General features: G+C 37.3%; 12 protein-coding genes and 1 pseudogene. 6 read left to right on the top strand and 7 right to left on the bottom strand.

Going from position 1 to position 13,713, the window contains the following annotated elements; genetic code table 11:
* The first annotated feature begins 45 nt into the window (after window positions 1-45).
* Window positions 46-588 carry a MarR family transcriptional regulator gene (locus tag M2139_RS03960; RefSeq protein WP_280737596.1) on the top strand — a complete coding sequence of 181 codons (543 nt, stop codon included), beginning with the start codon at window positions 46-48 and terminating at the stop codon, window positions 586-588.
* A gap of 47 nt (window positions 589-635) precedes the next feature.
* A pseudogene (locus M2139_RS03955) lies at window positions 636-1,688 on the top strand (ABC transporter ATP-binding protein); the annotation flags it as partial.
* A gap of 535 nt (window positions 1,689-2,223) precedes the next feature.
* Here the strand turns inward: M2139_RS03955 and M2139_RS03950 are convergent.
* From M2139_RS03950 to M2139_RS03935, 4 genes are all read right to left on the bottom strand, one after another.
* Window positions 2,224-2,583 carry an antibiotic biosynthesis monooxygenase gene (locus M2139_RS03950; RefSeq protein WP_280737597.1) on the bottom strand — a complete coding sequence of 120 codons (360 nt, stop codon included), beginning with the start codon at window positions 2,581-2,583 and terminating at the stop codon, window positions 2,224-2,226.
* 100 nt (window positions 2,584-2,683) lie between these two features.
* Window positions 2,684-3,406, bottom strand: coding sequence for an ABC transporter permease (locus tag M2139_RS03945; protein WP_280737598.1), 723 nt, complete (start codon window positions 3,404-3,406; stop codon window positions 2,684-2,686).
* A 27-nt stretch (window positions 3,407-3,433) separates the two neighbouring features.
* The gene (locus tag M2139_RS03940) at window positions 3,434-4,312 is read right to left on the bottom strand and encodes an ATP-binding cassette domain-containing protein (RefSeq protein ID WP_280737599.1); all 879 of its coding nucleotides are present in this window, start codon (window positions 4,310-4,312) and stop codon (window positions 3,434-3,436) included.
* 323 nt (window positions 4,313-4,635) lie between these two features.
* Window positions 4,636-5,367: a GntR family transcriptional regulator gene (locus M2139_RS03935; RefSeq protein WP_280737600.1), complete on the bottom strand. Its 732-nt coding sequence runs from the start codon at window positions 5,365-5,367 to the stop codon at window positions 4,636-4,638.
* Window positions 5,368-5,538: 171 nt separating this feature from the next.
* Here M2139_RS03935 and M2139_RS03930 point away from each other — a divergent pair, with 171 nt between their 5' ends.
* The 3 genes from M2139_RS03930 to add all read left to right on the top strand — a co-directional run bounded on the left by M2139_RS03930 (window position 5,539) and on the right by add (window position 8,943).
* Window positions 5,539-6,834, top strand: a complete 1,296-nt coding sequence (locus M2139_RS03930) for a PTS transporter subunit EIIC (RefSeq protein ID WP_280737601.1) — start codon at window positions 5,539-5,541, stop codon at window positions 6,832-6,834.
* Window positions 6,827-7,846 (top strand): ADP-ribosylglycohydrolase family protein, encoded by a 1,020-nt coding sequence (locus tag M2139_RS03925; RefSeq protein ID WP_280737602.1) that lies wholly within the window; start codon window positions 6,827-6,829, stop codon window positions 7,844-7,846. The genes M2139_RS03930 and M2139_RS03925 overlap by 8 nt, the downstream gene beginning before the upstream one ends.
* Before the next feature lie 95 nt (window positions 7,847-7,941).
* Window positions 7,942-8,943, top strand: coding sequence for an adenosine deaminase (add, locus tag M2139_RS03920; RefSeq protein ID WP_280737603.1), 1,002 nt, complete (start codon window positions 7,942-7,944; stop codon window positions 8,941-8,943).
* A gap of 44 nt (window positions 8,944-8,987) precedes the next feature.
* Here the strand turns inward: add and M2139_RS03915 are convergent, their stop codons facing one another.
* The 3 genes from M2139_RS03915 to M2139_RS03905 all read right to left on the bottom strand — a co-directional run bounded on the left by M2139_RS03915 (window position 8,988) and on the right by M2139_RS03905 (window position 12,521).
* A complete protein-coding gene (locus tag M2139_RS03915; RefSeq protein ID WP_280737604.1) occupies window positions 8,988-11,069 on the bottom strand; it encodes a DNA topoisomerase III in 2,082 nt (693 codons plus the stop codon).
* Window positions 10,990-11,379: a DUF1033 family protein gene (locus M2139_RS03910; protein WP_280737605.1), complete on the bottom strand. Its 390-nt coding sequence runs from the start codon at window positions 11,377-11,379 to the stop codon at window positions 10,990-10,992. The genes M2139_RS03915 and M2139_RS03910 overlap by 80 nt, the downstream gene beginning before the upstream one ends.
* A 284-nt stretch (window positions 11,380-11,663) precedes the next feature.
* A complete protein-coding gene (locus M2139_RS03905) occupies window positions 11,664-12,521 on the bottom strand; it encodes an NmrA family NAD(P)-binding protein (RefSeq protein ID WP_280737606.1) in 858 nt (285 codons plus the stop codon).
* Between the two features lie 100 nt (window positions 12,522-12,621).
* Here M2139_RS03905 and M2139_RS03900 point away from each other — a divergent pair, with 100 nt between their 5' ends.
* On the top strand, window positions 12,622-13,533 hold the full coding sequence (locus M2139_RS03900) for a LysR family transcriptional regulator (RefSeq protein ID WP_280737607.1): 912 nt from the start codon (window positions 12,622-12,624) through the stop codon (window positions 13,531-13,533).
* Window positions 13,534-13,713 lie beyond the last annotated feature (180 nt).

Genomic DNA, 13,713 nt, shown 5'->3' with positions numbered 1-13,713 from the left:
AAAACTAACTATTCAATTATAAAATCAATTTGGAGGGAAAAATAAATGCATGAAAATAATATTTTAAACAATTTAACCAATATCGCTCGGCAACCTTTTTTAATCTTTGCAAACCAAGTCGATGAAAAAACTGATAACGCCCTTGAAACCTTACAATTACTTGCTAAGGAAGAGGAAGTTACCGCTGGTCGCATCTCTGAATATTTAGATATCAAGCCTTCCAGCGTCACTCAAATTATTAAAAAACTTGAAGAAGCCGGTACAGCCGAAAAAGTTAAATCACAAAAAGATGCTCGCGTTACTTATGTAAAACTAACAGCAAAAGGTCGTGAAAGCTTAGAATATCGCGGCAATATTTCAGTAAACCTAAGAGATGAATTGTTTAAAGATTTTACTGAAGAAGAACTAACAAAATTAGATAATTACCTAGCTCGTATGGCAACCAATGTTTCCAGCGAAGAATTTCAAGAAAAATTAAATAAGATTTTCGGTGACGACCAACGCTGGCAACAATTCGAAAAAATGTCTGCTCATTTCGGTCGTGCTCGCGGACAAATGTTAGACCGTAGCGGCTTTAATGATTTTTGAGGCGGCTTCGGTGGCAGTTTTGACCGCTGGAACAGGGGGCATAGATAATGGCTGGAGGCGGCGGAAGACCTATTGGTGATGCTACTCGCAAAGATGGCACCAAATTTTCTTTAAAACAGTTTACAAAATTAATTACCACAACTAAACCAAAATATCATCTTTTAATCAGCGGCGTACTCTTACTCATGATTTCCTCTAGCGTGCAGATTTACGTTCCGCAATTAGCTTCCACCTTAGTCAATACGTTTTCAAAAGGAATTGACTATGCTTTATTGATTAAAGTTGCATTGCTATTTATAGGTTCAGCACTAATTTCAGCATTAGGCGGTACGATTTTAGGGATTTTTGGCGAAAACATTGTTAAAAAACTTAGAAAAAGTCTGTTGTTAAAATTAACTACTCTAAAAGTTAGCTATTTTGACACCGTCAAAGCCGGCGAAATTTCCAGCCGCTTAGTTAATGACACTTCTCAAGTAAAACAATTAGTCGCAACAACTTTCCCACAAACTTTATCAAGCATGATTTTGGTAATTGGCTCTGTTTATATGATGATTCGGATGGACTGGCGAATGTGCGTTGCCATGTTAGTTGCCGTACCTATCGTGATGTTGGTGATGATTCCGATTTTTAGTTTCGGTACAAAAGTCGGTCATTTGCGCCAAGATACATTAGCTAAATTTAACGGTATCGCCAGCGAAACCCTTAGCGAAATCCGTTTAGTAAAAACTTCTAACGCAGAAAAACAAGCGCAAGTTCACGCCAATAAAGAAGTCGATAAATTATTCGAAGTTGGCAAAAAAGAAGCGACTTTCGATGCCACTATGCAACCGTTTATGTTAATGATTATGATGACGATGATTTTTGGTTTACTCGCTTACGGCATGCATCGCATCGCCATCGGTGCTATGGAAATCGGAACATTGATGAGTTTTTTTATGTATCTATTCAATTTAATCGGTGCTCTACCAAATATCGCCACCCTTTTCACTGAAATGGCCAAAGCAGCCGGCTCAACAAAGCGGGTTCAACAAAGCGGGTTCAACAAAGCGGGTTCAACAAAGCGGGTTCAAGAGTTGTTAGATGAAGCATCAGAAGATTTCCAAAGCGGCAACTTAGTATTGAAGCTGATTATCTATGTCAGTCTTACGCTACCTTGTCCCTAAGCTCCATCAAATGGGCTTTGGAAATGGGAACTCCAGAAGCTATCGAGGTCATCATCTCCGCTTATATTCGAGGCTTACCGGCTATGATTTTGCCTCCTTGGTCTGAAACAATTCAAGATAAGTAACTAACGCTTTCAACAATGTAAGCGTATCATCAGCAGGATTCTTTCACCACCGACAAAGTAAGCGGCATCATACCTTTAAGCAACAATCTCCATTCTTTTTGTTACTTATTGGTACAAAAGCACCAGAAATAGCGCTTACCTCCCAGTGCTATTTAATTTAACGGGGATGCTGACTTAGCTATGTTGCATGCGGTAATAAGATTCCTTCTATTTTCGATTGTGATGAACTCAGCAGGCCTTCATTCGTTTACCGTTTTAGGAGAATTTTTTGACTTTTTAAAAATTCTTTAGAAAAGTCAAAACAGCAGCACCCTTTAAAAGGATGCTGCTGTTTTATATTGCTCTTATCAATATTTATTCTTCAATCGTTCTCCCAACACTTTATCATGAGGTGCGATTAAACATTTTTCAATGCTTTTCCAGTGAGTCTCATATAGTTGTTTTTGTGCTTTACCATAGCTTTCATCGTTATCAAACTCCCAATAATGGGCGTATTTCACACATTTAACAATGCGTGTTAGCTTATCAGGTGGCAGACCTTCTTTAATGGTTTTCATTTCTTTTATATAATGGGTGCGTTCCATCAATTTAAAAGCTAGACAGCCTTCCATTTGAGCCATTAATTTTGCGGCGTCCGCCATAACGGTTTCAAATGCCTCTGTTTTGTCAGGTTTCACTTGATAAATACTGATTTCTGAAAAACTCATTTTAGTTCCTCCTTTAAACTTGTTAAAACTAACATAGCATAAGTATATACATAATTAAACAAAAAAATCCAAGTGACTTATCACTTGAATTTTTCATTAGTTATTTCAACGCTTTTTTCCTAAAAATCAGACCACTACTAATCAAACAGACCACACCACCCAATAAAGCGACAGTGATATAGGCGATAATTTTTGCTTGGGTTAACTCTGCAAAATGAATCATGGTGTTTAAATTAGTAAAAATAAAGTATTCACTAATGAAACTCAAAGGTTCTGCTAAAACTTGCAGCAACAATTGCAATAAATTATCCCCCATAAAAAGCAAAGTCACAAAAGCTAAAACAGCCATCGTGTTGGTAGGAAAAAGATTAAGCAACAATAAAAGTAAAGCGCTAATCGCAAAATAAAAAGGTAATTGTAAGGCAATCACCGGTAATAGCTGATTGAAAAGCAAGCCATTACCTAAAATTAGTGATGCTAAATTGAAACCGACCACAAAAATGGCAATTTCGACAATCGTCCAAATACAAATCAGCAACCATTTACTGATGAAAAATTTTAACCGACTAGCACCAGCAATCAAAGTGTTATTGATGGTGCGGTTATTAATTTCTTGACCCCAGATTACCGTCAAAACCACCGTTAAAAAAATTGGAATAAATAAACTACCAATTACTAAAGCTTGTTCACTGGCCACTTCTCCGCCAGCATCTTTTCCTAACCATGCTAAACCAACCGCTAAAACTAATAAAATGATACTGCTAATCACGCCTTGTTGCCCTTTAATAATCCGATAAATATCGGCTCTAATCATTGCTAACATTTCCTAACACTCCTCGTAAAAATATTTTTATGCACGCACTAAGTTCAAATAGTAATCTTCTAATTGTTGTTCATTCACAGAAAATTCCGTGACATAAATTCCAGCTGCGAATAAACCAGCTGAAATGGCTGGCATCGCCGCTTTTTCTTCCATTAATTTTATTTTTTCACCCTGATATGCAAGCGTCATGCCAGCTTTATTTAAAACTTCAACCGCTGTTTGATTATCTGAAGTATCCAACAATAAACTTTGACTGCAGGCGGCAATTAATTCCGCTTGGGTTAGCTCTTTAATTAATTTTCCCTGATTGATAATGCCATAGCGGGTAGCTACTAAAGAAAGTTCTGACAAAATATGGCTAGAAATTAAAATCGTCGTCCCCTGCTCTTGATTTAAACGTTGAATAATTTCACGAATTTCCACAATGCCTTGAGGGTCTAAACCATTAATCGGTTCATCTAAAATTAAAAAATCAGGTTCGCTTAAAATAGCAACAGCAATTCCTAAGCGCTGTTTCATACCTAAAGAATAGTCTTTAAAAGTTTTATGCGAATCCACATCCCCCAAACCAACAAATTGCAAAACTTCAGCTACCCGCTCTTTAGGATTAGCAATTTTTTGTTGGTAGCAATAAGTCATTAAATTATCTTTGGAGGATAAATACGGATAGCAAGCCGGCCCTTCAATCACTGCACCAACTTTAATTTTCTCAGTGGTAAATTCAACAGTCCCAGCAGTTTTTTCATTTAAGCCAGTAATCGTTCGCAACAAGGTCGTTTTACCCGCCCCATTTCTGCCAATAAAACCATAAATATCTCCTTGATTAATCGTCATCGTCACATGATCCAGTGCATCTTGCTTTTTATATTTTTTTGATACATCTTTCAAACTTAAAAGACTCTTCATTTTTTACATCCTCTCTACTTTTCAACTAATACCACTTAACAAATTCATTCTACCAAGCAAACCTAAAATGACTATTAACCAAATATTAACTGTTTATTAACTATAAAGCGGAGTGAGTTGTTCTGCACCCGAGCAAAGTGCAGAATAAAATTATAGTGGCGTTTTCGGCCACGAGTTTTATTCTCACTTTGTCGAGCGGTGCAAACTCACGCAGCTAGATTACATAAAAAGCGAAGCGGGCTCGTTCAGCCGCATCCTCTTCCCAAAAACAAAAAAGTAACACCACTCTTTTACAAGAGATAGCATTACTTTTTTTCAAAAGCTTATTTATTTGCACTAACTGAAGTATTATAGGTAAACTTCTGATAGTGATTTCTGACAATTGTATACTCAAATGGAATGCCCGTTTCGGTAAAGACGATTTCTTCTGAAACAGTTACGGGTTCATAAGGCGTTAGGTTTAACTCTTTTTGATCTTCTTCGTTGGAAGGTAAAGAAAAAATAGAAACATAAGAGTTGGTTAATAAAATATTCATTTCTTTAATTGCATAATCATAAATGGAATCTTTGGCGATTTCTTTATTCAATTTAGGAAAAAGTTGAATAGGAATATAGTTTGTTTCAATGGAAACCGCAACTTGATCAATATAACGGACCCGTTTAAAGTGATAAGTAAAGTCATCGCTAGATAATAGCAGGCCTTTTCGTACTTCTTCTGGGGGTAAAACGACTTCAAAAACTAAAATTCTAGAAGTGATTTTTTTCCCTTGTTCCGAAAATGATTTCGTTAAGCCAATTGGGCCTCTTTTTTGATGGCTGTAATCGGTGTAGTTCTTTTTAAATAATAAGTTTACAAAAGTACCTGAACGGGCTTTTCTTAAAAGTAAACCGTCTTCCACCAAAGAATCAATGGCTTTTTTCATAGTGCTACGACTGACGTTAAATTCTTCACTTAAAATCCGTTCGTTAGGTAACTTGCCTGTGGGATAAAGGTCTTCAAGAATATTTTGCTTTAGCTGATTGGCTATTTGGTTATATAAATTAAGAGAATCCATCGCCGCCTCCTATTGTGAATATCATGAATTAATCTCTATTATAGCTAAGAAAAAAACGTTTAGCAAATAAATTGGAACGTACCAGTTTTTTTATTGGTTGACACCAATAAAAATAAATGGTTTAATACATATGAAAGTGCTTTCGATAAAAAAATAAAAGGAGACCCACTCATGAAAAAATTAACAGCCGTTTTAGAAAAGTATCTGTTGCCTTTAGCTGATATCTTCAGTAAAAACCGTTACTTAGTCGCAATTAAAGACGCCTTTTTAATCTCTCTGCCCTTTACTATTTTTAGTTCTATTTTTACAATGCTTGTTAATCTGCCTTTTTTGCCTAATTTGATTGGTGATGAAAAAGTTGCTCAGTTTCAAGCTTTTGTTTCACCAACCGTTTCCTTAACGATGGGGGTTATTTCCTTTATCGTCGCTGTCGGTATTGGTTATAGCTTATCAAATCATTATAAAGTAAACCCAATATATGGCGCTTTAGTGGGTTTGCTTGCTTTTATTATGATTACACCAACTACGATTACCGCTGAATCTGGCGAACTTGTAGCGGGGATTTTACCTCTCTCTGAAATTGGTGCAATCGGCATGTTCTCTGCAATTATCATCTCGATTATTACAACGGAAGTTTATCGCTATGCCATTCAACACAACTGGATAATTAAAATGCCTAGTAGCGTACCGAAATTAGTTGCGGACTCTTTCTCTTCTTTCATTCCGGTTGCAGTAGCTTTAATCGTGGCTTTTGGCGTACGAAAAGCTTTTGAAATGACTTCTTTTGAAACTATGAATGCTTTAATTTATCAAATGCTTCAAAAACCATTAACTTCTTTAGGGACTTCTTTACCAGCCACTATTATTGTTGGCGTCTTAGTGAATTTATTCTGGTTCTTCGGTTTACACGGCCACGTAATTGTTGGGAGTGTGATGGTGCCGATTTGGAACTCACAATCTATCGATAATTTAACAGCTTTTCAAGCTCATGAAAAATTACCTCATTTAGTAACTGGGCAATTTACGGATTTCTTCGTTTTAAATGGTGGTTATTTATCAATTCCGGTTTTAATTTCACTATTGTTCTTTTTCAAAAAACGGTCAGATTGGCGTGATTTAGGAAAAATCGCTTTAGCTCCTGGTATTTTCGGCGTGTATGAACCTCTTATTTTCGGTTTACCAATTATGTTGAATCCGGTTTTATTTATTCCGTTAATTGCGACACCGATTATTACTACTACGATTTCTTATTTTGCTATGAGTGTTGGCTTAGTGCCTTTCACAACTGGGGTGGCGTTACCTTATACCATGCCGTTAGTGATTAGTGGCGCGATTGTAACCAACTCACTACAAGGGGCGATTTTACAACTATTCTTATTAGTTATTTTAACTTTTATGTGGTATGTCTTCTTGAAAGTTTTAGATAATCAAAAACAAACAGAAATGGAGCAAATGATTCATGAATAAAGAAAAAATGCTGGGTGCCCTTTATGGCGCAGCAGTTGGTGATGCCTTAGGTGCACCTACCGAATTACGAAATACCACGCAAATTCTAGCTACTTTCGGTGATTATGTAAAAGAATATACGGTTTCTCCTGATGATACTTTTGCCAGAGATTATCCGGCGGGAACAGTTACTGACGATTTCAGTATGTCTTATTATTTAATGGGGGCGCTGATTGATAATCAGGGGACTTTTAATGAAAAAATTGCTCAACAAGCCATTATTAACTGGGGCACTGATGAACGCTACTTTGATAAATTTGCCGGTCCAACAACTAGAGCGGCCATTGAAAACATGAAGCAAAATCTGCCAACCGATATTGACCCTTTTGGTTTAATCAATTACAACAGCTTAGCCACCAATGGTGGCGCCATGAAAACTATTCCTTTAGCCGTGGCGGCGCAAGGAAATTTAGAAACAGCCTTGGCTTATACGATTGATATGTGTAAACCAACCCATTTTAACAGCAACGCGATTTCCGCAGCGGCAGCCATTTGTTGTGCGGCTACTACGGCTTTAACCTCACAAGCTACCCTTGATACAATTATTGAAGCAGCTTTATGGGGCGCTCAAAAAGGCAAAGTTTACGGAGAAGAACAGCAGCATATTTCTGTAGGCCCTGATATTGCCTACAAAATTCAAGAAGCGGTAAAAATCGGCAAACAAGCTAAAAACTTCCAACAGTTATTGCAAGATACCGCTAATAAAGTCGGTACGAACTTTATCGTGCAAGAATCCATTCCGGCGGTTTTCAGTTTATTAGTCGGGGTAAAAGGGCAAACGATGGAAGGCCTTTATGCGGCAGCTAATGTCGGTGGCGATACCGATACGATTGCTTCTATGTTAGGTGGGATTTTAGGTGGTTTAAACGGCTTAGCAAGTATCCCGCCAAAATATATTGAAACAATGACCGCAGCCAACTCATCTTTAGCGATTCAAACAACGGTTGCAAAATTCGTTGACTTGTATCTATAATAGTTAAATAAAATCAAGCAGAAGTTGTTGAAAGAATCCCAGCAGTTACAGGATTCTTTCAACAACTTTATTAAAAAGGAAAGGAAGCAGCTACTGTGTTGAATCAAGAAACCATTCAAGCCTTACCAAAAGTTGAATTGCATTGCCATTTAGACGGCTCCATTCAAATGGCCACGTTGGAAAAATTAGCAAAAAAAGAAAATTTACCTCTGGCAGAATTGAAAAAAGCCGTAGCTCCAAAAAAATGCCATGACTTAAAAGAATATTTAGCTAGCTTCGATGTTGTGCTCCCTTTACTTCAAAGTGCCGAAAATTTGCAACTAGCCGCTTATGATTTAGTTGAACAAGCCGTTCGAGACAATATTTGCTATCTGGAAATTCGTTTCGCACCTTTATTACATCAAAAAAAAGGGCTTGCTGTCCCACAAATCATTCAAGCAGTCTTAACAGGGATTCAAGCTGCTCAAAAAGAACATGAGATTCACGTCAATTTATTAATTTCGGCAATGCGTCATCATGAAGAAGCCGCTAATTTGGAATTGATTAACAGCATTAAGCAATTGCAAGCTGACGCTGTGGTTGGTTTTGATTTTGCTGGTGATGAACAGCAAGTCGGCAACGAAAACATTAAAAATTGTACAGATTCCGCGCTTGCTGCTGGTTTGAAATTGACTTTGCACTCAGGGGAATGTGGTTGTCCTCACAATGTTGTGGAAGCCATTCATTTAGGCGCCACCCGAATCGGTCACGGGGTTGCCATAAAAGATAGCCCTGATGCTATGGTGCAGTGCAAAAAAAATCAGACCTTATTAGAGCTCTGCCCTACTAGCAACATTCAAACCAACGCCATCAGCGATTGGTCTGAATATCCGTTGCGTTTCTTTTTAAAGGAAGGCATAAATTGTTGCATTAATACTGATAATCGCACCGTTTCGCAAACAAATTTAGTTAATGAATACAGTTTACTAGTTAAGCATTGTCAACTAAGCTTTGCAGAAATGAAACAATTAAATTTAAATGCCATTGAAGGCTCCTTTGCTGAAGAAAAAGTCAAACAAGCCGTCATTGAAAAAATAATGACTAGTTATCACAATTAAATGTTTAAAAAGTCTTTTGCGTATCATTCGCAAAAGGCTTTTTCTTAATCTTTTTGTTCCATTGCAGCTTTTAAAGCGGCTGCTAAAGGACTTTCTTGTTCTTCGTCAGCTTGATTATATTTTTTCAATAGCTGGCGTTCTTCATGTTTATTGATTTTTTTCTTTTGAGCTTTTTTATCTAGCATTTTTTCGGTTGTCCCGTCGTACTTACAACGGAAGTAGCTACCGTTTTTACCATCAATGATTTCCATTTTCCGATGACATTGCGGGCAACGGTGATTGGAAACTTTTGGGTCTTTGCGGCGGCGATACGAACAATCGTTATTGCTACAAACATAAAGTTTGCCATCGCGACTATTTTTTTCTCGTAAATTTGCGCCACACTCTGGGCATTTCTTTTGAGTAATTGAAAAGTCTTGATAGTTTTGCTGGCTCTCTTTAATTTCACTAACTAACCGTTTCGTATCAGTCGTTACTTGAGCAATAAAATGTTTTTCTGAAACTTTGCCTTCTGCAATTTTTTCTAATTCTCGCTCCCAAGTCGCTGTTAAATCAGGGGTAACTAATGAAGGATTGACTAGCTCTAACAGCTGTTTCCCCTTCGGCGTTACTTCTAAGTGGGTGCTTTTACGCTCCATTAAATCTGATTTAATCAGTTTTTCGATAATTTCTGCGCGGGTAGCTGGGGTTCCTAAACTGAATTTCTCCATACCCCCTAATAAACTTGCTTCTGTTGAAGGTTTGGGTGGGGCAGTCAACTCTTTATTTATCCGTAAATCTCCTTTGACTACGGCGCCTTCTTGCCAATTAAAGTTTGATTTCGCTGTTGCTTCATTGGCTTGTTTCCAACCGGCTGTTAAAACAGTGGTTTGTTTAAAAGTAAATTTCTGATTGGCTTGCTGTACAGTAATCACTTTTTGAGCAGTGGTATGATTTTCGGCAAATAAACCTAAAAAGCGTTGTACGATTAATTGATAAATTTTTTGCTCTTCACCGCTGAGTTTTTCAAAACGTGGCGCTTGCTCAGTGGGAATTAAAGCGTGGTGGTCAGAAACTTTGCTATCATTAAAGACGCGTTTTTGCTGCACTTGCCCGCCGTTTCTGATGATTTGTTTAACTTCTGGATAACTGCCACTTAAAGCTTGCAGGCGTTCTTTCATGGTTGCTTGCATATCTTGCGTTAAATATTTGCTATCAGTTCGGGGATAAGTTACGATTTTATGAAATTCATATAAACTTTGGACTAAAGATAAAGTTTTTTTCGCTGAAAAGCCGTATCTTTGGTTGGCTTCTCTTTGTATTTCTGTTAAATCATAAGGTAAAGGCGCCGGTTCGGATTTTTGTTTTTCGCGAATCTCAATGACTTGGCCTTTTTCTTGATTCAACGTTTTAACCAGTGCTTCTGCTTCGTCACGTTCATGCATCGCTTGGGGATTTTTTAACTGTAAACGTCCGACTTCATCACCTACTTGCAAATCAATCGTGTAGTAAGTTTGCGGACGAAAAGCCGCCAGCTGTTTTTCCTGTTGGCGAACTAAAGCTAGCGTGGGGGTTTGTACCCGTCCAGCTGATAAATTATCGCTATATTTTACCGTTAAAGCCCGCGTAACGTTTAAACCTACTAGCCAATCGGCTTTTGCTCGTGCCAAAGCTGATTGATATAAATTATCATATTCTTTCGCTGGGCGTAACTTTTGAAAGCCAGTTTTAATGGCTTTATCTGTTTGGGAAGAAATCCACAAGCGTTTCACCGGTTTATTAAAACGAACATATTCTAAAATCCAACGCGCCACTAGTTCCCCTTCACGTCCGGCATCAGTAGCAATCACGGCTTCAGAAACATCTTTTCGTTGCGCTAATTGTTTAATGGCTTTTAATTGATGGCCAGTTTTAGGCAAGGGTTTAATGCCTAATTGTTTCGGCAACATTGGTAAAGTTTCCAACTGCCAACTTTGCCAGTCTTTGTTGATTTCTTCTGGCATTTTTAACCCTAATAAATGCCCTAAAGCCCAAGTTACAATTACCGTTGGGCCTTCATAATAACTTTTATGTTTTTTTTTGGCCCCGAGTACGCGACTTAAATCCTTGGCAACACTTGGCTTTTCTGCCAATATTAGCTGTTTCATAAAATTCTTCTTCACTTTCTTCTTCAATTGCTTGATTATTTTTCAGCAAAGCCAGTCCCATATATTGTTGGACGTCTTCACCACAGGCTTCACACCAAGCTTCTTCACCGCTATTCCAAAATGCACAAAGGAAATTACGCCGTGCGCTTAAACAGTCATATTGTTCTTTTAGTAAAAGCCACTGTTCTTTATAACACTGTTTTGCTTCTTCTAAATGTTCAAAATGCCAGTTTTCCTTAATGTCTGATTGCCAGTTTTCAAAAAACCACCACGGCTCATTATCGCCGTACATTTTAATCACTTGGTACATTATAGCAGACTCTCCCTTCTGTTTGTATAAAACTCAAACAATCCTTCACAAGCATGTCAGTTATGCTGGCTTATCTAATCTGCATTTTTTTATATTACTTCCTAGTTCATTCTAGCCAGTTTAAAGAAAATATGCAAGATATCGGTCTTTTTAGCAGCAAAGAAGTCTAAAAAATTAACTTTTTTCCAAATTACTGCTAAAAAAAGCGACTGATTTTTTCAAAAAAATTTTAAAAAAACGGCTTTCTTTAAAAGAAAACCGTTTTTGAACGAACTATTAAATTTTTATTTCACTAATTCTCGTTGTAAATATTCATCAAAAGTAGTTGGCTTGCGACCTAATAACCAGGTTAATACATTGGCGTTGCCGGCAATGCCATATTTTCCATAAGTTTCCGCCAAACATTCAAAAGTTTTCATAAAATAGCTGTCATATTTACCGTTACCAAAATAATCGGCAATATCGGCAACGGTGATTTTTTCAGCAACACTTTGACGATTAGCCGCTTGATTAAACTTAGCGACCATATCGTTTGGTGATAAGAAATCGGTGCCGACCAATTCATAAGTAGCATTTTCATGGCCTGTTTCACTTAAAACTTTCGCTGCAACTTCAGCCACATCTAAAATATCCACATAGCTTAGTTTCGTGCTTAAAGTATAAAAACATTGATAAGAATTAGTTGCGGAAACATTGGCTACATCAAAATTATGCATGTAATGCATTGGTTGTAAAATGGTATAATTCAAGCCGTGAGATAGCCCTTTATAAACCAGATGCTCTTCAGCCTTTAACTTTTGAGTATGTTGTAATAGCGTTGACATCAAGGGATGCGTTACACTCATCATCACAAATTGCTTCACGCCAGCCTCAGCTGCCGCATCCACAAAAGCGTTGGCAATTTCAGCTTCATCATAAACAAACATCGGTGGAATATATAAAACTTGTTCACAACCCTCTAACGCTTTAGCGATATCCTCTTTTGAACGAGCATCGCCGACAAATGTTTCTGCCACGCCAATTTCTTTTAAATTTTCAACTTTCGGACTAATGTCAAAGGCCTTTACCTTTAAGCCTTTCGCGATTAATACCGGAATTACTCGACTAGCTACGCCGCCAGCTGCTGCTGTTACTAAAATCATGATAAAATCCCCCAATATTATTTTTTATACTACCAAGCTTATGTTACACTTGGATTGTGTATTTCTTCACTTAATTTTATAAAAGAAGGTGCTTCGTCCAATGAAAATTGAACATTTACAATCTTTTGTTACTTTAGCCAATACTTTAAACTATACAAAAGCCGCCGAAACGCTTTTCATAACGCAGCCAACGCTAAGTCGCCATATTAAAAATTTGGAAAGTGAACTAAACTGTCAGCTCTTTATCAGAAACACCCGCCAAGTTCAACTAACCAATCAAGGCAATCTCTTTTTGAAATATGCCACCAATATGATTTTTGACTATAAACGGGGCTTGCAAAAGTTAGATACTTTTACTGAAAAAGTGAATCAGCCTTTAAAAATTAGTTTTTTAAGGGGCGGTTCTGAAGCTTACTTATTGCCAATTTTACAGAAGTTCACTGAAAAATATCCGCAAGTTCCGCTAAAACTTTACGACGGTAATCACGACGAACTATTAAAAGAGCTAGAAGCACAACATCATGATCTATGTTTAACCATGATTAGCACCTTAACTGGCGCCAATGATTTGAAGCTGCTACCTTTCAGCCAGTTAAAAACCGTACTGGTCGTTCCTGATTCTCATCCTTTAGCGGTTAAACAAACAGTAACCTTTAACGATTTCACTGAAGAACCTTATCTTTGTGTAAAAAAACAGCTGACCAAAGCTTGGTATGACTTCGTACTTAGTTTATATCTCAGCAACGGTCATTATCCCGTCATCGCTAGCACCTGCCAAAGCGTAACCACTTTACTTATGCAAGTTTCTTTAGGCAAAGGGATTACCGTTTTAACCGAAGGCTGCCGCAGCGCTGCACCAAAAAATTTAAAACTGATTCCTATCGAAAATGCGCAACCTTCACAAATGATTTTCGGCTATCAAAAAGATAACCAAAACCCTAATTTAAAACTATTTATCGACTGGTTCAGCCAACAACCAATGCTTACTGATTACCCTAAGCATACTGTTTAAACATAAAAATTGGAAATAGAAAAAAGCTTTTGATTTATGCAGAAGGTGTATAAATCAAAAAAAGCACAGCACTTATGAACCAAACAAAAGGGGCTGTGACAAAAGTCTCTAACAAAAAACGCATGAAATAACGAAAAATCGTTCATTTCATGCGTTTTTTCTAGTAAAATAAAAAAGAAG

It is taken from the genome of Enterococcus sp. PF1-24 (assembly GCF_029893325.1).
In the GTDB taxonomy this organism is placed as follows: domain Bacteria; phylum Bacillota; class Bacilli; order Lactobacillales; family Enterococcaceae; genus HY326.
This window is presented reverse-complemented; position numbering and strand designations above follow the sequence as displayed.